A 22,034-nucleotide genomic window follows, 5' to 3' on the forward strand; every position below is an offset into this window, starting at 1 on the left:
AAAGAATGGATCTAACTCAACCTTCCGTTGAAAATATCAGCTATATGCTTGAAACAATCAAGGAAAAATTACGTATGGTAAATGTAGATGCGATGAAATCAGAGGATTTTAAAGCTACAGCCTATGAAGATCTCGTATATTTATATGAAATGGTCAACAAAAGAGATTCTTTTAGTCCAAGTGAAATGCAAGCAATTGTTGCAGAGCTTGGTAGTTTAAGAAAGTAAGCTGAGCATAAGTCTTTTTCGCAAGTCTAAATCGACTGTATCACAGGAAAAACAAACTATTAGAGAGGTAACCCGGTCTATTCCAAGGTTACCTCTCTTTTTCTTTTCTATAACCATTCCAATTACCTAAACCAAAATTGGAGCGACAATCGGCGACTCCTGTGGGATGATTGAGGCAGATAAGTCATCACATACAACGCGCAAGCATCGGGGATGGCTTCTCGCTCACCCCACGGAAAGCGCTCGCCGAAAGTGGAAATCTGCCATCTATTCATGCTTTTCATGTAAATGTAACAAAAAAATCCTTCCCTAAGATTAGGAAAGGATTTTATGACTTAAGATAATTTATTCAATTCAACTGCAATTTTTGCCCCAACTTTTGCATTGTTGTATACAAGCTCGATATTAGATTCTAACGATTTACCTTCAGTTAGCTCTTTTACTTTTCCAAGTAGGAATGGTGTAACGTCTTTACCTTTAATACCATTCGCTTCTGCTTCCTGTAATGCCGATTGAATTACTCCATTCATATATTCCTCATCCAATGAGTACTCTGCTGGAATTGGATTTGCGATAATAGCTCCTCCTTGAAGACCAAGCTCCCACTTCACGCTTAACATCTCAGCAACATCTTTTTCCTCATCCATACGGAAGTTAGATTTAAAAGGACTAGTAGCTGTATAGAATGCTGGGAATGCTTCTGTTTGGAAACCTACAACTGGCACACCTTTTGTTTCTAAATATTCTAATGTTAATCCAATATCTAGAATAGATTTAGCCCCCGCACAAACTACCGCAACATTTGTAGAAGCAAGCTCTTCAAGGTCTGCAGAAATATCCATTGTAGTTTCTGCTCCTCTATGAACACCACCGATACCTCCAGTTACAAACATTTGGATTCCTGCAAGATCTGCACAAATCATTGTTGTCGCAACAGTAGTAGCACCAATTTCTTTTGAAGCCACTACGTAAGGTAAATCTCTTCTAGAAGTTTTTCTAGCATTACTACTAGTTGCAAGAGTTTCTAATTCTTCATTTGAAAGTCCAATTTTAATTTTCCCGTCCATTATTGCTATTGTTGCTGGAACTGCTCCATTGTCACGGATGATTTGCTCCACTTTTCTTGCCATCTCTATATTCTGAGGATAAGGCATTCCATGGGAAATGATTGTTGACTCTAGTGCTACTATTGCTTTTCCTTCTGCCATTCCTTGTTCTACTTCTTGTGAGTATGTTAAATATTTTTTCATTGTGTATATTCCTCCAGTTCATTAGTTAGCTTCATTTTAGATAGCTCAGTTCTTACTGTTTCTGCAGATTGTAGTGTTTTTGTTGCGTTTATCATTCCTGTTAACACTGCCTGTTGTACCTCTGCTCCCTCTAGCCACGCATGAAGAGTCCCAGAGACAAATGCATCACCTGCTCCAGTCACGTCAACAACCTGCTCAGTATGTATAGCAGGCATAAACATAGTTTCCTTCTCTTCTCCAGCAAACACGACACCCTTGCTGCCATTAGTGATTATCACGTGACGTATACCTTTTTGAACGAATGCTTCAGCAGTGTTTTTCCATGAATCCTCATCGATAATTTGTTTTTGAAAATAAGTTTCGGCTTCATCCTTGTTAGTTATGAGCCATTCTATACCTTCTAATGATTCTGGCATCCTATTCATCTTTGGAGATGATACTGGAATAATAGCAAGTGGTATTTTGTTTCCAACTGCCAAGGCTTGAATGTATTCCATGACATCCTTAGGACAGTTCATGTCTATTATAATAAGCTGTGCATTGGTCAGATAAGCCTCTTGTTTTTTCATGTATTCTACTGTCAACTGATCATAAATATCCATATTGGCTAAAGCAAATAACATTTCTCCTCCTCTGTCTAAAACAGCTGAGTAAGTTCCCGTGGAGTAGTTTGCAAGTTTTTCCACAGAAAATAAATTCATCCAATGACTAGAAGCCTTTTCAATCGAGGCATATTCCATATCATTGCCGACAACTGTAAGCAAGCGAACGGTATTTCCAAGCCTGCCTAAGTTTTCGGCGATATTTCTGGCTACACCCCCTATGCTTTGGAGACTTGTGGTTGGGTTGGAAGTTCCCATTTGTAATTTATCTTTTACAATATACTTCCTATCAACATTCGCTCCACCTATACAAATAATTTCTTTATTCTCGGGCAATATATATGCACGTCCAATTATTTTCCCGCTTTTTATAAGCTGAGAAATGATGTTAGCTACAGCTGGCCTAGACATCTTTAGCTCATCTGCCATTTCCTGCTGCGAAGCATATGGGTTTTTACGGAGATATGTTAAAACTTTAATTTCCTTTGATTCCAAACCTTTACCTCCTCTCTTTTGAACTTTTGTTTTAATTATAAACTTTTGTTTAAGAAAGTCAAACAAAAACTGACAACTATTTTAAATAATTGTCAGTTTCATCTTTACTGTGGCTGATCGTTTAAGCTACCATCCTCTAATACACGTGGTTGTATCAATACTTCAACACGTCGGTTTTTTGCTCGTCCTTCCCCCGTGTCATTTGACGCAACTGGCCTAAACTCTCCATACCCCTTCGCACTAAAATATAGCGGATCGATTGTTTGATTGTTCACTAATATCTTCAAAAAGTTAACCGAACGCATAACACTTAGCTCCCAGTTAGAGGCATAAATGTTACTAGATATCGGAATATTGTCTGTATGTCCTGTAATGACCACATTTCGAGGTGGATCAAATACTAACAAATCAGAAATATCTTCTGCAATTTGTCTATATTCCTGCTTTACTTCTGCCTCTCCCATATCAAATAAAATACTATCTCTAATAGTCACTAACAATCCTTCATCTGTTAATTCAGTTGCGAATTGTTTTTCGAGTGCATTCACTGCAATATACTCATCTACACTATCTTGAATCTCAGACAATGCTTGCTGGTCTTCAATATAAGCCATGCTTTGATTGGAGTCACCACTATTGTTATTTCTAGGAACATCCATAGGAGATGGCTGTTCCATTAGACCCGTGCCTCCATCAAATACCTGATTAAAAACTGCAGACATTTGGTTTAGCTTTTCTTGGTCTACGGTACTAGAAGCAAATAACACGATGAACAATGCCAATAGCAGGGTTAAAATATCTGCATAAGGAAGAAGCCAAGATTCACTCATTTCCTCTTCATGTTGATGTTTTTTATGCTTCTTTGCCAAGGCCAGCCTCCCCGCTTTCATTTAAAACTTTTTTACGTTCAGACATAGATAGATAAGAAGCCAGCTTTTGTTCTATCACGCGAGGTGCATCTCCTTCTAAAACGGAAAGAATTCCCTCTAGCATCATTGTTTTTTGTCTAATTTCTTGTTTTGATTTTCTTTTTAGTTTATTTGCAAACGGATGCCAAAGGACATAGCCAGTAAAAATCCCTAGCAATGTAGCGATAAACGCTGCAGAAATAGCATGTCCAAGCTTTTCAACATCGTTCATATCTCCCAAGGCAGCTACCAAACCTACTACTGCACCAAGTACTCCAAGGGTTGGTGCATATGTACCTGCTTGAGTGAAAATTTGTGCCCCTGTTGAATGCCTTTCTTCTAATGCGCTAATCTCTTCTGTTAAGACATCTCTAATATAGTCAGCATTTTGACCGTCAATCGCCAAAGTTAAGCCGTTTTTTAGAAATGGATCCTCTACTTCTGTTGTTTTACTTTCTAACGCAAGTAACCCTTCTCTACGAGCCAAATCAGCCCAATTGGAGAACAATTTAATAACCTCACTATCAGGCACTAATTTTTTTTCTTTAAAAATTACACCAAAAAGCTTAGGAATTCTTTTTAACTCATCCATAGGAAATCCTATGACAATTGTTGCTATGGTTCCAACGATAATAATCAGAATAGCCGCTGGATTCAATAGTGCAGCTAACCCTACTCCCTTAAGAACCATTCCTACTCCTAAAGCTACTATTCCTAAGATGAGACCAATTACTGTAGACTTATCCAATTCATTAACCCCCACATTCTATTTCTGTACTTTATTTCGGTTAATTTATCAGTATTTTAATAAAAAGATTCTAACTATAAATTTTATTTAATTTATGTGGACATTTTTTGTCATAATTATCTGTGAAGGATTGATAAAGCACCCTAAAGACTGATACTATATTCTTAAGTAAAGAAAGGAAGTATGAATATGTCAACCTTTGAAAATAAGTTAGAAAAGTATGCTGCTTTAGCTGTTGAAGTAGGAGTTAATATTCAAAAGGGGCAAGATTTATATATTGCTGCATCTACAGAAAGTGTGGATTTCGTTCGCTTAGTAACTAAAAAAGCTTATGAAGTTGGTGCAAAAACAGTATATGTAGACTTTTCAGATGACGAGTTAACACGTATGCGATATGAATTAGCCCCTAAAGATTCTTTTGATTTCTTCCCTCCGTGGAAAGTACAGGAAAGAGAACAATTAGCTGAATCTGGAGCTGCGTTCATGAGCATTGTTAGTCAAAGCCCTGATTTACTAAAAGGTATAGATTCTAGTAAAATTTCAGCTTTCCAAAAGGCATCAGGTCAAGCAATGTCTAAATATCGTCAATATGTTCAATCGGACAAAATTAGTTGGTCTGTTGTTGCAGCACCTTCAAAAAAATGGGCAGCCAAAGTATTTTCAGACCTACCTCAAGATGAGCAAGTTCCAGCATTATGGGAAGCAATCTTTAGTGCGGTGAGAGCTGACTTAGAAGACCCAGTTGCTGCATGGAAAGAGCATGACCGATTATTGCATACAAAGGTAGACTACCTAAATGACAAAAATTATAAAAAGCTTCATTACACGGCACCTGGTACAGATTTAACAATTGAGTTGCCTACCGGTCATCTTTGGTGTGGAGCTAGTAGCACTAATGAAAAAGGTGAGGACTTCATGGCCAATATGCCTACTGAAGAAGTGTTTACTGTTCCATTAAAAACTGGCGTAGATGGTTACGTAGCTAGTAGCAAGCCTTTAAGCTACGGTGGTAATATTATTGATAATTTTACCGTAACTTTTGAAAAGGGTCGCATTGTAAAAGTAGAAGCAGAAGAAGGCCAAGAAGTATTAGAGCATTTAGTTGCAACAGACGAAGGCTCCCATTATCTTGGAGAAGTAGCACTTGTACCACATGATTCTCCGATTTCTAATTCGAATCTATTATTCTACAACACATTATTTGATGAAAATGCTTCAAACCACTTAGCGATTGGTAGTGCATATGCATTCTGTATCGAAGGCGGTAAAAAAATGACTCGTGAAGAACTAGCTTCCAACGGTTTAAATGAAAGTATTACTCATGTAGACTTTATGATTGGTTCTGAAAATATGAATATTGATGGAATAAAAGAAGATGGCACAAAAGAACCGATTTTCCGAAATGGGAACTGGGCTTTTTAATCACAATCTGTTCACAAAAATAACTTTTTCCTTTTACAAATCTAGTGAAAATAAGTTATAATGATAGTAATATGAATAGTGAGGTGTTAAAAATGGGCTTATTCATAGCAACAGTTCTTGGTTTCGCTGGAGGTATTCTAGCAATTGGAGCAGTAATCATGTTCTATTTCTCAGGGCCAATGAACAACCAAGATGCAATTATTGTAGATCCAAAACCAACAAATAAATTTTAATCTTAGCAACCGCAATGACAATTGCGGTTGTTTTTTATTTTAAAGCTTGTTACTTCTTATTTTTTTCATTTCATTTTGAATACGTTTGTATTACAAAATGAAAACAAATTAGGCTAATATAATCAGTTCCCTACCTTTTAATAGTCTTTTACTAATTGCAAGGATTGAAACACATGTAATCTTCCATTATGTAACAAATGGCATTTAGTTTATTTTCCATTATAATAACGTAGAGCAATTGAAATGGAGGAAGACATATGTTGTCAAATTCACATATTGGTATTGATTTAGGAACTGCTAATACTTTAGTTTATACGAAAAATAAAGGCTTACTTATAGATGAACCAACTGTTGTTGCAGTAAACACAAAAACAAAAGAAATCGTTGCTTTTGGATCAGAAGCAAAGAAAATGATTGGTAAAACACCAACCTCTATAGAAGTCATTAGACCTCTTAAGGATGGTGTAATCGCTGACTTTGATGTCACAACTCAGCTTTTAAAGTTGATCATGCAAAAAGCGAGCAAGAAAATGGGAAATGCACTTCGGAAACCTACGGTTATTGTGTGTACACCATCAGGGGCAACATCTGTAGAACGTAGAGCGATTCAGGATGCTGTCCGTCAAAGTGGAGCAAAGGAAGTCCAGCTTATGGAAGAGCCTGTTGCCGCAGCAATTGGCGCAGGCTTGCCAGTTAATGAGCCAGTTGCAAGTATGATTGTAGACATTGGTGGGGGTACAACAGAAGTAGGCATTATTTCTTACGGTGGAGTAGTTGCTTCAAATACTGTTAAAGCTGCTGGTGATCGTATGGATGAGTCAATCATTCACTATATCCGTAAAGAGTTTAATGTAATCATTGGAGAACCTACAGCTGAACTAGTAAAAATGACTATTGGATATGCACTTGTTCCTCATACTGAAGAAGTAATGGAAATACGCGGAAGAGATGTTGTGACAGGATTACCAAAAGTAGTAAAGCTATCCTCCACACAAATTCAAGAAGTATTAAGAGAATCTCTAGAGGCTATTTTAGAAGCAATTCGTGCTACTTTAGAAATATGTCCTCCTGAGCTTTCAGGTGATATTGTGGATCACGGTGTAGTTCTCACTGGTGGAGGCGCTCTATTAAAAGGCTTAGAAGAATGGTTAAGTAGTGTAATCGAAGTCCCTGTCCACCTTGCTCCAGAACCATTGCAATCTGTAGCTATCGGTACAGGTAAATCATTTTTTATTACCACTAATAAAAGAAGAGCAATGAGATAATTAAAAAAAATTAGGAAAGTTTCAAACAAATCTTAAGTAAAGTCCTTTTTTTTCGTATAATATATAGATAAAGAAGGAGGAATTACTATGCCAAGTTTGAACGACATTTTAAACTACAACAAATCATTTGTAGAAAATAAACTCTACGAGCCTTACGTAACGACTAAATTTCCAGACAAACGAATAGTTATTCTAACTTGTATGGATACGCGTTTAGTTGAAATGCTTCCAAAGTCTATGAACCTGAAAAATGGTGATGTAAAGATTGTTAAAAGTGCTGGTGCTGTTATTAACCATCCTTTTGGTGGAATCATGCGTAGTTTAATCGTTGCTGTATACGAGCTTCAAGCAGATGAGATTTATGTAATTGGTCATCATGATTGTGGAATGAGTTCTATACAAACGGATAAGATTCTTGAAAAGATGACAGCTCGTGGAGTTGACCCTCGTGTATTTGATGTACTAAAAAACTCAGGTATCGAGGTAGAAGAATGGCTTGAAGGATTTTCAGACGTAAAGGAAAGTGTCTTACATAGCGTTGATATGATTCGAAGTCATCCATTAATGATTCCAGAGGTTCCAGTTCATGGACTCATTATTGACCCTCACACTGGCAAATTAGACCTTGTTACAGATGGTAATATCGACAAAAAATAATATATTTCCCAGGAAATCGTCATAATAAGAGATTTAGCTTCTGATAAAGTCAGAGGCTAAATCTTTTTTATTTTAAATTCTTCTCTACTACAGTGATTATAATTTCCTTTACCCTTCCAATAAAAAAAGGCTATTCTAGAATAGCCTCCTCTTTTACGCTATAACTCTCCTCTTATAGAAGAATACATATAATGGTCTTCCCATTTCCCATTGATAAATAACAGCTTGCGAAGTAAGCCTTCACGAACAAAGTGATTGTTTTCCAATACCTTGATAGAACCAAAGTTTCTTGGAGATACATATGCCTCGATACGATTTAACTGAACATCCTGTAAACCAAATTGTTTAACAAGTCGAACTGCCTCTGAGGCAATTCCTTTTCCGACGTGTCTTTGATCAATAGAGTATCCAATGAGGCCACTTGAAAAAGGCATTCGCTTTAAACTATAAAGCGATATACTTCCAATCAAGTCATCTCGTTCATGTGTAAAAATTCCAAAACTATATTCTCTTTTTTCCTGCATGAGCATAAGTGATTCTCGAATCTTTTCTCTTTGTACACTAGCTGTATAATATTCTTCTTGATGTAATGGTTCAAAAACAGACCAATACATTTTATTGTCATACACTAAATTCGCAAGAGCAGGTGCGTCTTTCACATTCAAAGTTCTTAAGTAACAACTAGCTCCTTCTAAATAAATCAAGCACCGTCACCCTTTAGCATTAGTTAATTGCAAGAATTCTTGGACGTCTTGTATACAAAGGTCAATACCCTTCTTCCAAAACGCTTCCTCTGTAATATCCTCTTGTAGATGTTTCATAGCTAAGTCTTCTACCGACATGACCGCTGTATCCTGTAATAACGCAATATACTTTTCTTCAAAACCTGTACCTTCCTCTTTTGCCTTTGCATAAATACTTAAAGAGAACAAGTAACCAAAAGTATACGGGAAATTATAGAAAGGAACATCGGTAATGTAGAAATGTAATTTAGAAGCCCAGAAATGTGGATGGACTGTGTCTAACGCATCTCCATAAGCCTCACGTTGAGCTTCTTCCATTAATTCATTTAAACGTGTAGCAGAAACAATTCCCTCTTTTCGTTCCTCATAAAATCTTGTTTCAAACAAGAAGCGAGCGTGAATATTCATGAAGAAAGCTACGCTGCGTTGAATTTTATCCTCCAGCAAAGCGATTTTCTCATCTGTCGATTTTGATTCACGAACAGCGGCATCAGCTACAATCATTTCAGCAAAGGTCGAAGCAGTTTCCGCAACACCCATTGCATATCTCGTATTCATCCAATGAACCGGTCTTAAAGCATATGAATGGAAGGCATGACCTAATTCATGTGCAAGTGTGGAAACATTCGACATAGTACCACTATAGGTCATGAAGATACGAGATTCTTGTGAAACTGGCATACCCGTACAAAACCCACCAGGGCGTTTATTCGGACGATCCTCTGCTTCAATCCACCCATTTTCAAAAGCATGACGAGAAAACTCTTCTAGCTTTGGTCCAAATTCTTTAAAATGCTTTAATATGAACTCAGCACCCTGTTGAAAATCCATTTTTTCGGTAGAGGCACTAACTGGTGCATCTAGATCATACCAATGCATCGCTTTTTCGCCTAGCATCGCCGATTTTCTATTTAAATATTCCACAAACGGAGCTTTATTTTTAGAGATTGCTCCCCACATTGCATCTAGTGTATCTTGTTTCATACGGTTAATAGATAGTGGTTCTTCTAAAACATTGTCCCAGCCCCGCTTTTTATAGGTCGCTAGGCGGAAGCCTGCTAAGTGATTAAGCGCTTTTGCTATAAAATCTTCTTTTTCTGTCCATGCAAGCTCCAATGCTTCAAACGATTCCTTACGGATTTCAGCTTTGTCACTGGAGCTCAAATTGTTTGCTTGTCCTACTGAAAGAGATTTTTCTTCTCCGTCAATAGTTATTTTAATACGAATGTCTCCTACAAGCATATCGTATAATTGGCCCCATGCATGATAACCGTCCACCTCAAGTGTAGTTATTAAATCTTCCTCTTTTTCAGAGAGCATTTTACTCGCATTCTCTCTCCATTCATTCAATACAAACTCGAATTGTGAAAGTTCATCTGTCTTTAAAAGTTCTTCCCAAACTGACCCTTCCGTTTTACTAAATACCTGTTGTATAGTATTCATTAAGGAAGACAACCTAGCATACAATGAACCAACTTCACCTTGTAATAATGTTGCTTTTTTATCTGTCGTATCTTGAGCTAGATAGCAGCCAATCACAGCACTAGCTTCCGACAAATTTACTGCTACATCCCTTAATTCTTCAATTGTTTGGCTAATTTGTTTCGCCTCTTGTACAGCGGTTGGAACTTCTAATTTTTTTATATTTACTTCAAAGTTACCTAATTTCACTTTTACTTCATCTAAATGTTGTTGTAAAGCTGACGAGCTACTGCCACCTAGAAAAAAACGATCTAGATCCCAGACTATTGGATAATTTTGTTTTAACATCAGAAAATTCCCCCTATTTTAAAAATTACCTTGAAATCTATTATACCATGTTTCACCATGTCAATTATTCGTTTTTTTGTCACATTATTTCTATAATTGAATTTGTGCGCTCTTTATTTGAAAGGTATACTTATTAAATATAGAAGGAGGGGGATCTATTGATCAAAATTATCCTTTTGATTTGTGGTTATATTGCAACGATTATTGTTAATATACTTGCAAATACTCTACCTATAAATGGTCAAACAACTGGTGAAATATCTTCTAGAATACCAGCACTTTTTACACCAGCAGGCTATGTATTTTCAATTTGGATCTTTATTTATATATTACTTGCATTCTGGATTTGGAATGTTATAAGAGAATATAGAAATCAACAGAAGATACCCCTACGTAGAGTATTATTATTTTTAGCAACATGTATATTCAATATCTCTTGGATTTTACTATGGCATTATGAAAAATTTAGCTTTGCCCTCATTACAATCATTGCCCTACTTTGGTTCTTATTCTTACTATATCTAACTTATTCCAACAATGAGTCCAATTGGAAGAGTCGAGTGCCAATATCTATCTATTTGGGATGGATTTTTGTTGCGACGCTAGCAAATTTAGATTATGTACTTACTTATTATGAATTTAGCGGTTTTGGCATTACAATCTCCTTATGGGTTGTCATTTTCTTAACATTGGCAACAGCTATCGCTCTACATTTTAGGTATCATTATGATGATCGTGCTATTGTATTAGTTTTTATATGGGCTTTTATCGGTATAGCAGTCCGTCATAATATAAATGAATTATTAATTTCAACAGCTTCCCTGTTTTTAAGCGCTGTCTTAGTAGCGGGAATTCTATTTATAAAGAAAACACCAACGAAAAATTAAATCGTTGGTGTTTTTTATATTGCCTACTGCCGCTAAATTAACAGAGGGACAAATTTTGTATTTAATAGAAAAGCCCTATTTAATGAAATTCACTCATTTATATTAATTTAGTTAATATAATCGGTTCGTCTTTTGTAACTATAATTGTATGTTCAATTTGTGCAACGAGAGATTTATCAGGAGTTACAAACGTCCATCCATCCCCTGACTCTACGATATGTTCAGCTTTTGCTGAGATGAAGGGCTCTACTGCTAGAACCATACCTTCTTTTAAAATTGTTGGATCCCAAGCATCATAATAATTTAAGACATGCTGGGGTGCTTCATGCAGGGACTTTCCGATACCATGACCTGTTAGGTTCATGATGACATGTAATCCATTATCCTTCGCTTCTCTTTCCACTGCTTTACCAATCTGGTTTAGACGAGAACCTGCTTTTACCTTCAGCATAGCACGATTAAATGCACTTTCCGCTACTTGACAAAGCTTTTCCTTGTCTTCGTACCCTTCGCCTACTACAAATGATATTCCAGTATCTGCGAAAAACCCTTCGTATGAACCGGATACATCAATATTTACAAGGTCACCCTCTTTAATCACACGGGAGCCTGGAATTCCATGAGCCACTTCTTCATTCACACTTATACAAGTATACCCCGGGAAATCATACTCTCCCATAGGTCCAGAAATAGCGCCTTTTTCTTTAAATAACTCGCCGCCTATTTCATCTAGCTCCTTGGTAGTTACACCCGGTTTAGTTGCAGCCTTCATCGCTTCTCGTACTTCAGCAACAATTTGGCCTATTTTTTTTAACATTTCTAACTCTTCATTTGTTTTTGCTATCATCTTTACAAGATCCCTTCTTCACTTAGATGTATGATTATCATATCATATATCTTATGAATTCGGCATTAATAGGCGTGGGGCTTTTACGAATAGAATCGCACAAATAAAAGCGGCAAACAAGAACACAGGAATCATATAAGTAGAATTATAAATTAAGGAATAAAGAATTACGTTTTCTCCCTCAGCAAATTCACCAAAAAATAGTATCCCTGATAAAACGTGTGCCAAGTAGCGCAAAAATGAGGCAATTAAGGCACCTATTACAATTGCTATCGCCATTTTTTTCTTGTTTTGATTTTCAAATGCTTTCATATATGCTGGTCTTAATAGACCTGCCAATCCCGCCACCATAAAAGCAATAAAATAATCGATTCCTACTTGAATAACTACTATTTCAAAGGATAATGGCGCCGGGTAAAAGCGCCCCGTAACTACCTGCAATAGTCCAATCAAAAATCCTGTCACAACACCTGCCACTATACCACGGCGAAATGCTATTAAAATAATGGGTACAAGCACAAAGGTAACACTTCCACCCTGTGGCATCCCAAATCCTATTAAATCCAATATATAACCTAATGCTGCGAATATAGCTATTTCTACTAACAATACGACACGCTGATTTCTCATTGTAATCCCCTTTTTTGACCACAAAAAAACGCCGTCGGGACAGAGCCAGACATCGCGCGATTGTCAGTATCCATCCACATCCCTACGCAAGCATGAACTTACAGGTTCTAAGGGTACTATCTCAGCCGCTATAGCGACGCCCCTTGTGGTTTAGAATTTATTTGATTTGAGTTCATTGTAGCCGATACATGTTTATATTGCAACCCCCAAAGGTATTATAGTAGTAATAATAAATCTATTATTAGGAGTGTTTTGGTTGATAAATTTACTTATGGATTTAATCAAAATAAAGAGTAATGATTTGAACGGAGCTAACGAGGCACTGCTTTACTGTAAGGACTGGCTAGAAAAGAGAAACATATCAACAAAAACCTATGAATTAAACACTAAGCTAATGCTTGTAGCTGAAATAGGAGCCGGTGAGGAAACTATCGTATGGAATGGCCATATTGATGTCGTTCCAGGAAATCCCGAGCAATTTGAACCAAAAATTATTGATGATAGACTATATGGGCGTGGTTCTGCAGATATGAAGGCAGGCGTTGCTGCAATGATGCAGGCTTTTTATATACTCTCACAAGATGAACATAAGCTTACAAAAAAAGTCCAGCTACATATAGTTACTGATGAAGAAACAGGAGGAAAAACCTCCAAACACTTAGTTGAACAAGGTCATTGTGGAGACTTCGTTATTTGTGGTGAACCAACTCATGTTAATATCGGTCTTCAGGCTAAAGGAATTTTACAATGGGATATCCATTTAAAAGGGAAAGCCGCGCACGGAAGCCGTCCTTGGGAAGGAGATAATGCGATTGAAAAAGCAATATTATTCGATAAGGAACTAAGAAATTGCTCTTTTATGGAGGCAAGCAATGAATATTATGATTATCCTTCCTTAAACTTGGCAAAAATAGAAGCAGGAGATCGCTATAATATGGTACCTGATAAATGTGTTATTAGTTACTCCTTAAGATTTGTTCCTGGACAAGACGCTGAGAAAATCACAAAGGAACTAAGAGATCTTTTAGAAAAATATCCTGGTAGTGAAATACACTTCCAAGGACACACCCCAGCAATCACCAATAAAGAAGATGACAAGTATATACAAAAACTTTTAGCAGTTTGTAATTCGATTAGACAGACACCTACTGTTCTATTTGGACAGCATGGTGCGGCCGACACACGTTATTATGCAGCTAAGGGTGCAGTAGCTATCGAATTTGGACCAAGCGGTTCTGACTGGCACGGTGATCAGGAATACGTTTCTATATCTTCAGTAGAGGAATATAAGGACATTCTCGTTAGATTTGTATTAGAATAACTAAATATAAGCTATAGATGGATGCTTTCCGTAGGGAGAGCGATAAGTAATAATAATGAGGAGACTATGAATGGATACCAATAAAATTTTGAGTGCATCAACATATTTTTCTATTTTGTTTGCCCCTTTCATTCTCCCGATTATCGTTTACTTCCTTACATCGGAAAAAGAGGTAAAGTACCACGCTAAGCGTTCATTAATTTCTCATATCATCCCTACTATTTTCTTTGTGTTCTTAATGCTGGCTATATTCGCAAACTTTTTACCTTTAGGCTTTACTGGAGATTCTGCTTCCATGTGGACTAGTATGACTACTGCTCTTATTTTTATGGGTTTATATACAGTGATCAATCTAGTTTTACTTATATGGAACATCGTACAAGGAGTCAAAGTGTTACGGCATGTTTAATAGCTCCTCAAATGGGAATAAGATATTATAGAACAACAAGGAGCGATTGATTATGAAAGTAGGAAAACTAGTAAAAGCAGCTATTAAATGGGCACCTGTTGTGTACCCTATTGTTCGTAAAGCAATGAAATCCAAAAAAACTGTAAAACGCTAATTGAACTAAGTTAGAAACTTATTAATGTTAATATGGGCTCTTCATAGCCTCTCCAAGGTACCACTATTATTTAGAAGGACAAGACTTATTAGTCACCTCCAATAAAAAAAAGCAGGAGAAATCATATGATTTCTCCTGCTTTTTTTGAATTATTACTTTCACCAAAATTCTCTATAAAAGAATCCTCTGAAAAACTTTGGATATTAAATTTACATTCGTCAACGATAGGTAGCCAGTGGACACTGTTGCTTTAGCTTGAGAATTTCCACTTGCATTTGTACGTTGACTTTCTATAAGTTCCTCGAATGTTAAAGGATTTGGCTTTGGCATTTCATGTTCATATACGAGCATACGTGAATTGTACTTTGTAAAGAACGAATTTGCCATTTGCCGGTAACCTTCCATGGTAGGGTGTACATCAGCAATATTTGGTATTAAAGTACTCTCTTTTCCTTTGAAAGACTCTTCAACCGAAATATAGGTTGCTCCATTTTTCTCTGCAACTGTTTGAAGAATAGCATGCAGCTGATCTAACTCTTTGCCAATTCCCACCTTTTGTGAATCATGCACATGAGGATATGCAAAATAGTAACCCATTACATATATATTAGCTTTCGGAGCTGCTGCTTGGACTTTTTCCAGAACTGCCTCCATGTTTTTTCTCACATTATTAAGTGCAAAATTAGCAGAGACCTGTTTATAAGAGACCATTCCACTTGAAGGATTAACCTGTACTAGTCTTAAAAGATCATTAGCTCCTGCGGATATCGTAACTAGTGTTGCATTAGCCAAAAGCTCCTGTGCTTCCTTTGTTTGAACAGTCCTTAAGACATCAGCAGTTGTATATCCGGGAAAAGCTAGGGCTTTGGAATAAAACCCAAGCAGATTTGCTCTATTTAATTCCTGAGAGATTAAATCTGTATAGCCAGCATCAATTGCCTGATTTGGTGTTTGGCCAGCTGCTAAAGAATCACCTAAAGGAATGTACACCTCTTTCCCCTTAGCTTCAACTGTGTAAGTATTAGATATTATAAAAAGGGCGATGAATATGCCTATCAACCTTTTCAACAATAATCAGCTCCTTAAAATGCCCAAGCACCTTTAATGAAGATGGGTTCTTTTGTTCCATCAGCTAATTCACCTGTTATATCCATATTGCCACTTCCAATCATGAAGTCCTCATGAACAATAGAAGTATTGATACCCATTTTTTCTAACTCTTCTGTAGTAAGGCCACGAGCTCCTTCTACACAAGTTGGGTAAGCTTCTCCAATAGCAAAATGATTGGAGGCATTCTCATCAAATAAAGTGTTAAAAAACAATACATTCGATGCAGAGATAGGTGATTCATGCGGAACTAATGCAATTTCGCCTAAATATTTTGCGCCATCATCTGTTTGAATTAGCTCTTGTAGGAGTTTCTCGCCTGTGGCTGCTTGAATCTGGACAATTTCTCCATCTTTAAACGTCAATTTGAAGCCATCAATAACATTTCCTTGATAAACAAAAGGCTTAGTGTTGCTTACATATCCATTAACACCTGTTTTTAGCGGCGCAGTGTATACTTCCTCTGTAGGCATATTAGCGATAAATGGCACGGACTGAGCATTTTTACTAGCTCCTGATTGCCAAATATGTTCCTTTGGTAACTCTACTTCAATATCCGTTCCATCTGCCGTATAATGCAGTTTCTTATAGCGCTTTTCGTTCAATAATGCAGCTCGTGACTCTAAATTATTTATATGTTCCTGCCATTGTTGGACTGCAGTTCCTTTTCCAATGCGTACTACATTAAATATAAGCTCCCATAATGCATCCATTTGTTCTGACTCTGGGAGTTTAGGGAAAACCTTCGCAGCCCATTTTTTAGATGGCATTGCTACGATTGACCAGGTAATCACATCATTCATCACTGCTTTACGATAATTTTCTAATGCCTTACCAGAAGCCTTTTGATAGTTAGAAATACGATCAATTGACACACCCTCTAAAAGATCGGGATTATCGGCGTCAATCCATAATAAAGCACCTTTACTTTCAATCAATTCATCTCTTTGAGCAACAACCCATTTTGGCACTTCGTGAAATGCTTCATCGGGGGCCATATCGTAAAATAATCGAGCATTTACTTCATCCGTATAGTTTACTTCTACTCTTTTTGCCCCTGCTTCATAGGCTTTTTTAACAATAAGTCTTGTAAAATCGATTGTATCTGTTGTTGTATTAATGAGTAGAGGCTGCCCCTTTTGAATATTTAGACCTACCTTAACAACTAACTCAGCATATTCCTCTAGATTTTTTTGAAAATCCATACATTATTTCCCCTTTTTATCGATTGTTTTAGATGATCCCTCTATTAATTCACCACGATACCATATTTTTTGGACTGGCTTGCTTGGAAGCTCTTTTGTCCATTTTTTATAAGTTTTTTCGTCGTTATATGTTAAAAGAGTTAATACCTCTCCATCCTTACCTGCTCGTCCAGTACGCCCTGAACGATGTAAGTATTGCTCAATTGAATGTGGTACATCTACATGAATAACATGAGTAAGTCCCGATATATCTAATCCTCTGGCTGCAACATCTGTAGCGATTAGAATGCTCACTTTTCCATTTTTAAAGTCGTCCAATGCTTTTTTTCTCTCTTCTTTTTTCATTTCAGAATGAAGAGATGCAATTGGAGCATCTCGATAAGATAGCTTATAATCCTTCATCAGTAATTGATCTAGACTGTTAACGAATGCTAATCCTCTCATCCCCTTAAAGTGCGAAAGCCTTCTTAATAGCTCTGTCTTGTCTCTAGTCTCTGTTTTTACAAAGCTATGAATGACTTCACCTTTTGCTGGTACTTCCTCCGCTGACACATGAATTCTTATTGGTTCCTTCATCATTCGTTCTGCTACTAGCTCAATTTCCTCTGTTATTGTTGCCGATGTCACGACAAGCTGTCTCTCAACTGTTGCATCTATTAATCCTTTAACAGTAGTCCGATGCTCTCTACTAAGTAGCTGATCACCTTCATCTAACACAATCGTCTTAATCTCATGCATTTTAAGCTTTTTCACCTTTACAAGCTCCTGCAATCTACCAGGTGTTCCTACTACTATATTCGGCTTTTTCTTCAAGCCTTCAATTTGTCGGTTAATATTCGCGCCACCGATTAGCTGAGCAACTGAGACACCAGTACCTGAAGCCCACTCTCTCAATACCTCGACAATTTGCATTCCTAATTCTTGAGAAGGTACCATTATTAATGCCTGTGTTTGCTTTTTTGAAGGATCTACCAATTGTAGTAAAGGAAGCACATAAGCCAGTGTTTTCCCTGTTCCCGTTGGTGATTCTGCTACTATATCTGAACCGTCAAGCATATGCGGAATAAGTTGTGTTTGGATAGGCATCTCAAAGGCAAATTCTGCTTCTGCCCATTTTCTCTGTAATGTTTCATTTAAATTTTGTATAGCTGTCAAGTTTTTCTCCACCTCATCTGTGTTTGACTCAAGTGTACCACATTTCTATTATCGACCATTAGCCATATAAATAGATAAATGCAATTAAAAAAGTGCCTTATACTAGGCACTAATTTGTTTGTTTCTCTTCATTTATATATTGCTTCATTAATTCGTAAAAATTCAATTCATATAATTGTTTTCCATCAATTTTAAAAACACCTTTGTTTACAAGGTCTTCAATTATATTGTCTCTTCTTTGTTCTGTTTGTGTATCTTTTTGTATCATCATTCTTAGTTGTCTCCTTGCTTTTTTCTCTCCGAATAATATTTACCCCGGACGAGAAATTTATAAACTCGTTGCATGATTTTTCTTGAACACCTTACAGAAAACAGGAAATTTCCTTCTAACCAATAAATAAATCAAATAACCTACTAACGCTCCAGAGCTATTTAACCAAAGATCATCCACGTCACTGCTCCTATTTTGCGGAATTTGAACGATTTCTATAAATAGCGAGATAAGAAATCCCATAATTACAGGAAAGGGGAAAATCTCCATACGTTTGAAGACAAGAGGAAAGAGAAAACCAATAGGTATAAATAGAGCAATATTGCCAAGGAAGTTAATATAAAAAGGCTCCCAATACCCTAAATATATGATAGCGTTCCACGTTTCCTCTAAAACTCGAAACAATTCCAAATTGATACTGTTTACATAAGCCTGTTCCTCTCCATACTTTGGTATGATTGTTTGAGAAAACAAGCCAACTAATACTGCAATGAGAAATAATACACCTAACTCATATAAACCTTCCCTTAAATGAAAGCCTCGCCTCTTCCAACGAATAAGCCTCCAGATAATTAGGACAGGTAAAAAAATAGCAATGGTATAAAGCATTTCATCTATATAATTCATAATTACAGGCATCTAATCACCTTCCAATAACTCCTTTAAAAATTTCTCCCGGTGATCTAGAAAATATTTAGTCGTTTGATAGTGAGCGGTTTGCTCATATTCCACTTCTTCAATTTCTCCGTTATCGAAGCTGAGAATCGTTGCATCTGGAAATCCTAATATAATCGGAGAATGAGTAGCAATAATAAATTGGCAATCCTCTTCTTGTATTAAGTCATGCATAATTCTTAAAAAAGCCAGCTGTCTCTGTGGTGAAAGTGCAGCTTCCGGCTCGTCTAACAAATAAATTGCTCTACCGTTAAAACGGTGTAAAAACAACGATAAAAAGGATTCGCCATGCGATTGCTCATGAAGAGACTTCCCACCATAAAAGTTAATACTTTCACTTTCTTCAACATGAGAAGCAAATTGGTAAAATGTCTCTGCTCGCAAGAAGAACCCATTTGTCACCTTCGGCATCCATGATAGCTTCACATATTTACCTAGTGAGCTTTCTGCAGCATCAACCTCATAATAATTATTTCTTCCTCCACCCGCTGTGTTAAATTCACATTGGTCAGCAATTGCTTCCAATAAAGTGGATTTCCCAGTTCCATTTTCACCTACAAAGAAGGTGACGCTATTTGTAAGCTCAAGTTCCCTAAAGTTCCGGATTGTCGGTATAGTGAATGGATATTCTCCTTCTAAAATACTCTCATCGCTTCTAATCATTATTTTTTTTAAAAACATACGAAACTCCCTTCATTCATATAATAAGTATTATGCTTGAAAGGTTGTGAACAGTGGATTTTCCAGTTTGCGTTACAAACAAATACATCTCCCATTCAAAACCTAACATTTCTGTCAATTATCCTCATATTACTAACTTACCTCATTCGTCTGCAGAAAAAAAGATTAATGGAGACATAGTTTCTCTATTAAATAATATTCTAATCGAACAAGGCTTCTATAATGAATATTTAGTGGAAATGGTAGGCACCTACGAAATTAAGACGAACGAGCGAAATATTTTAAGCTTAAGCCTCACCGTGTATTCCTTTACTGGAGGAGCTCATGGATTGACGATTACTAAATCATTAACCTTTGATACTACCACTGGTAAGCAATACGCATTAAAGGATTTGTTTAAACCCAATAGTAATTATGTGGAGAGATTATCTCAAATCATTTCGAAGAAAATAGAAGCATGGGATGTTCCTCTTCTGGAAGATTTCACTGCTATCCGACCAGACCAAGATTATTATCTAGCGGATCATACTATTGTCATTTACTTTCAGCTCTACGAAATAACACCCTATGTATATGGCTTCCCTTACTTTCCCATTGCCATTAAATCAATCGAGGATATAATTCGCTCAGAAGGCCCTCTCAATACATTATTAACATTTTAATCAACCCTAGTGACATACCTCCCTTCACTAAGGTAAAGTAATAAGTAAGTTAGTGGAGGGGGTACATAGATGAAGACAAAGGCTATATTTTTTGATTTGGACGACACACTACTATGGGACAAAAAGAGCGTAGCAACGGCTTTTCAGAAAACATGTGATTATGCCGCTACTAAGGTAGCAGTGAATACTGTAGAGCTAGAAAAAGCCGTTCGTGAATCGGCAAGCCAGTTATACGATTCATACGAAACACGTCCCTTCACACAGATGATTGGCATTAATCCTTTCGAAGGATTATGGGGAATATTTGATGATCCAGGAGAAGACTTTCAAAAGATGAAGGCACTGATTGCTGACTATCAAAAGCAGTCCTGGACAAACGGTTTAGATAAGCTCGGCGTGGAAGATGCTGCACTCGGAGAAGAACTGGCAAAATATTTTCCCCGTATGCGCATGGAAAGTCCATTTGTATATGAAGAAACATTTGAAGTTCTAGACTTATTAAAGGATAACTACACATTGCTTCTAATGACGAACGGCTCTCCAAGCCTACAAAACACTAAGCTTGAAATTACACCAGAGATGGCACCCTATTTCGACCATATTCTAATTTCTGGCGGCTTCGGAAAGGGGAAGCCTGACCCTTCCATTTTTGAACATGCACTTGAGCTCGTTCGTGTAGAAAAGGACGAAGTATTAATGGTTGGTGACAATTTAATGACCGATATCCTCGGCGCATCCCGTGTAGGAATCAAATCCGTCTGGATCAATCGTGAAAACAAGCCTGTCTCAGAAGAAGTACAGCCAACCTACACTATTGAAAGCTTGCATGAATTAATCGGTATTTTAGAAAAAATAAAATAAGGCTCTTTCTAAAAGTCTTATATATAAAATTATAAAAGGCAAGAACGCTGAGATAACAGTACTCTTGCCTTTTCACTACATGTTTTACTTGCAATGAAGCATCGAAAGCAATGTAGTGGAAATAACCGCTAATTAATGTTCCTCTTTTTTTGCTGTTACAACATTCTTTAAAACAAAATTATTATTAAACACAGGCTGTTTTATTTTCCATTTTAGTGTTAATTTTAAATAAAGTTTGATACTTTAAATCAAGACGGGTTACTTTGTTTATTTGCTGTTTTTTTAAGGTTAAAAGGATATCTTTAATCAAACTTTATTTTAAAGCTACAAAAGAAAAGTGTTATCTCCTTCATGGTTTGATATTCATTGCTGTCCAGTTACATTAAAGTCTGTTATTGATATTTATAAAGAAATTTTAAAATCACCTCTCTAGTTTAACTGAGAAGTAATTTTTTTTGATACTTATGTTAAAATAGCTAGAAATTGTGAAGGGTTACACTTTAACTAACCGTGTAGTTTAGTTGAATCTGGATGTTTTATTTGTGTTCAACAATCGGTCCAGATTCTCGAATAAGGAATTGTCTATTATAAGAGTACTGTAAAGAAAGTTTGCAAAGATAGTTCTAAAATTAATCCAAGTTAGTACAAATAGAATTTCAAAAGTAATCAAATATAATATTATCTTTTAAATCTTAAGAGCATATTTTGATAAGTCTTTTATCAAAATATGCTCTTTCTATTTGTGATTTTAAAGTTGACGGTGGTAATTCATTCAAATAGTTAGAAATGAATAATATCATCTTTTAGATAGCTGATACTTTATTGTAAATATGCTTGTTCAGGCTTCTA

The 22,034-nt window shown here is 36.5% G+C and carries 24 protein-coding genes and 1 riboswitch; of the genes, 10 read left to right on the plus strand and 14 right to left on the minus strand.

Annotated elements, in window-relative coordinates:
- The first annotated feature begins 5 nt into the window (after nt 1-5).
- On the plus strand, nt 6-227 hold the full coding sequence (locus H9650_RS19075) for a DUF1128 domain-containing protein (protein ID WP_144541394.1): 222 nt from the start codon (nt 6-8) through the stop codon (nt 225-227).
- A 335-nt stretch (nt 228-562) separates the two neighbouring features.
- On the opposite strand, the gene H9650_RS19080 is transcribed toward H9650_RS19075, so the two are convergent.
- The 4 genes from H9650_RS19080 to motA form a co-directional block, all read right to left on the minus strand.
- Nucleotides 563-1,477, minus strand: a complete 915-nt coding sequence (locus tag H9650_RS19080; protein WP_144541392.1) for a pseudouridine-5'-phosphate glycosidase — start codon at nt 1,475-1,477, stop codon at nt 563-565.
- Nucleotides 1,474-2,574, minus strand: coding sequence for a carbohydrate kinase (locus tag H9650_RS19085; protein WP_151112898.1), 1,101 nt, complete (start codon nt 2,572-2,574; stop codon nt 1,474-1,476). The genes H9650_RS19080 and H9650_RS19085 overlap by 4 nt, the downstream gene beginning before the upstream one ends.
- 104 nt (nt 2,575-2,678) lie before the next feature.
- On the minus strand, nt 2,679-3,443 hold the full coding sequence (gene motB / locus H9650_RS19090) for a flagellar motor protein MotB (protein ID WP_144541388.1): 765 nt from the start codon (nt 3,441-3,443) through the stop codon (nt 2,679-2,681).
- Nucleotides 3,427-4,230, minus strand: a complete 804-nt coding sequence (gene motA / locus H9650_RS19095; RefSeq protein ID WP_144541386.1) for a flagellar motor stator protein MotA — start codon at nt 4,228-4,230, stop codon at nt 3,427-3,429. Before motA ends, motB begins: the two co-directional genes overlap by 17 nt.
- Before the next feature lie 189 nt (nt 4,231-4,419).
- Here motA and H9650_RS19100 point away from each other — a divergent pair, with 189 nt between their 5' ends.
- From H9650_RS19100 to H9650_RS19115, 4 genes are all read left to right on the plus strand, one after another.
- Complete coding sequence (locus tag H9650_RS19100) at nt 4,420-5,652, plus strand: aminopeptidase (RefSeq protein WP_144541384.1); 1,233 nt, start codon at nt 4,420-4,422, stop codon at nt 5,650-5,652.
- A gap of 92 nt (nt 5,653-5,744) precedes the next feature.
- Entirely contained in the window at nt 5,745-5,885 is a 141-nt protein-coding gene (locus tag H9650_RS19105) for a hypothetical protein (RefSeq protein WP_154310020.1), read from the plus strand.
- A gap of 257 nt (nt 5,886-6,142) precedes the next feature.
- Nucleotides 6,143-7,150, plus strand: a complete 1,008-nt coding sequence (mreBH, locus tag H9650_RS19110) for a rod-share determining protein MreBH (RefSeq protein WP_144541382.1) — start codon at nt 6,143-6,145, stop codon at nt 7,148-7,150.
- Nucleotides 7,151-7,237: 87 nt separating this feature from the next.
- On the plus strand, nt 7,238-7,807 hold the full coding sequence (locus H9650_RS19115; RefSeq protein WP_144541380.1) for a beta-class carbonic anhydrase: 570 nt from the start codon (nt 7,238-7,240) through the stop codon (nt 7,805-7,807).
- 158 nt (nt 7,808-7,965) lie between these two features.
- Here the strand turns inward: H9650_RS19115 and H9650_RS19120 are convergent, their stop codons facing one another.
- Together H9650_RS19120 and H9650_RS19125 are read right to left on the minus strand one after the other, a co-directional pair.
- A complete protein-coding gene (locus H9650_RS19120) occupies nt 7,966-8,511 on the minus strand; it encodes a GNAT family N-acetyltransferase (RefSeq protein ID WP_144541378.1) in 546 nt (181 codons plus the stop codon).
- Nucleotides 8,512-8,517: 6 nt separating this feature from the next.
- Nucleotides 8,518-10,320 (minus strand): M3 family oligoendopeptidase, encoded by a 1,803-nt coding sequence (locus H9650_RS19125; RefSeq protein WP_191697923.1) that lies wholly within the window; start codon nt 10,318-10,320, stop codon nt 8,518-8,520.
- Nucleotides 10,321-10,478: 158 nt separating this feature from the next.
- Between H9650_RS19125 and H9650_RS19130 the strand changes: the two genes are divergently transcribed.
- A complete protein-coding gene (locus H9650_RS19130) occupies nt 10,479-11,207 on the plus strand; it encodes a tryptophan-rich sensory protein (protein ID WP_144541374.1) in 729 nt (242 codons plus the stop codon).
- 97 nt (nt 11,208-11,304) lie between these two features.
- Here the strand turns inward: H9650_RS19130 and map are convergent, their stop codons facing one another.
- Entirely contained in the window at nt 11,305-12,054 is a 750-nt protein-coding gene (gene map, locus H9650_RS19135; RefSeq protein WP_144541373.1) for a type I methionyl aminopeptidase, read from the minus strand.
- A 51-nt stretch (nt 12,055-12,105) separates the two neighbouring features.
- Entirely contained in the window at nt 12,106-12,684 is a 579-nt protein-coding gene (gene thiT / locus H9650_RS19140; protein WP_144541371.1) for an energy-coupled thiamine transporter ThiT, read from the minus strand.
- Nucleotides 12,685-12,746: 62 nt separating this feature from the next.
- Nucleotides 12,747-12,838: riboswitch (TPP riboswitch) on the minus strand.
- Nucleotides 12,839-12,940: 102 nt separating this feature from the next.
- On the opposite strand from thiT, the gene H9650_RS19145 reads away from it, so the two are divergent.
- Together H9650_RS19145 and H9650_RS19150 are read left to right on the plus strand one after the other, a co-directional pair.
- Nucleotides 12,941-14,005: a M20 family metallopeptidase gene (locus H9650_RS19145; protein ID WP_144541369.1), complete on the plus strand. Its 1,065-nt coding sequence runs from the start codon at nt 12,941-12,943 to the stop codon at nt 14,003-14,005.
- A 70-nt stretch (nt 14,006-14,075) separates the two neighbouring features.
- Nucleotides 14,076-14,414: a DUF4870 domain-containing protein gene (locus H9650_RS19150; RefSeq protein ID WP_144541367.1), complete on the plus strand. Its 339-nt coding sequence runs from the start codon at nt 14,076-14,078 to the stop codon at nt 14,412-14,414.
- Between the two features lie 325 nt (nt 14,415-14,739).
- Here the strand turns inward: H9650_RS19150 and H9650_RS19155 are convergent, their stop codons facing one another.
- The 6 genes from H9650_RS19155 to H9650_RS19180 form a co-directional block, all read right to left on the minus strand.
- Nucleotides 14,740-15,636: an SGNH/GDSL hydrolase family protein gene (locus tag H9650_RS19155; RefSeq protein ID WP_186318265.1), complete on the minus strand. Its 897-nt coding sequence runs from the start codon at nt 15,634-15,636 to the stop codon at nt 14,740-14,742.
- Nucleotides 15,637-15,650: 14 nt separating this feature from the next.
- On the minus strand, nt 15,651-16,880 hold the full coding sequence (locus H9650_RS19160; RefSeq protein ID WP_154310013.1) for an aminopeptidase: 1,230 nt from the start codon (nt 16,878-16,880) through the stop codon (nt 15,651-15,653).
- Nucleotides 16,881-16,883: 3 nt separating this feature from the next.
- The gene (locus H9650_RS19165; protein WP_144541361.1) at nt 16,884-18,035 is read right to left on the minus strand and encodes a DEAD/DEAH box helicase; all 1,152 of its coding nucleotides are present in this window, start codon (nt 18,033-18,035) and stop codon (nt 16,884-16,886) included.
- Between the two features lie 109 nt (nt 18,036-18,144).
- A complete protein-coding gene (locus tag H9650_RS19170) occupies nt 18,145-18,306 on the minus strand; it encodes a Fur-regulated basic protein FbpA (RefSeq protein ID WP_144541359.1) in 162 nt (53 codons plus the stop codon).
- 57 nt (nt 18,307-18,363) lie between these two features.
- A complete protein-coding gene (locus H9650_RS19175; RefSeq protein WP_144541356.1) occupies nt 18,364-18,945 on the minus strand; it encodes a VanZ family protein in 582 nt (193 codons plus the stop codon).
- Entirely contained in the window at nt 18,946-19,662 is a 717-nt protein-coding gene (locus H9650_RS19180; RefSeq protein ID WP_144541354.1) for an AAA family ATPase, read from the minus strand. It lies immediately after the preceding gene.
- A 53-nt stretch (nt 19,663-19,715) separates the two neighbouring features.
- On the opposite strand from H9650_RS19180, the gene H9650_RS20820 reads away from it, so the two are divergent.
- Together H9650_RS20820 and H9650_RS19190 are read left to right on the plus strand one after the other, a co-directional pair.
- Nucleotides 19,716-20,324 (plus strand): DUF3298 and DUF4163 domain-containing protein, encoded by a 609-nt coding sequence (locus H9650_RS20820; protein WP_144541352.1) that lies wholly within the window; start codon nt 19,716-19,718, stop codon nt 20,322-20,324.
- A gap of 69 nt (nt 20,325-20,393) precedes the next feature.
- Nucleotides 20,394-21,185, plus strand: coding sequence for an HAD family hydrolase (locus H9650_RS19190; RefSeq protein ID WP_144541350.1), 792 nt, complete (start codon nt 20,394-20,396; stop codon nt 21,183-21,185).
- The last annotated feature ends 849 nt before the right edge of the window (nt 21,186-22,034 follow it).

Origin of the sequence: Psychrobacillus faecigallinarum (assembly GCF_014836595.1) — a bacterium.
GTDB classification, from domain to species: domain Bacteria; phylum Bacillota; class Bacilli; order Bacillales_A; family Planococcaceae; genus Psychrobacillus; species Psychrobacillus faecigallinarum.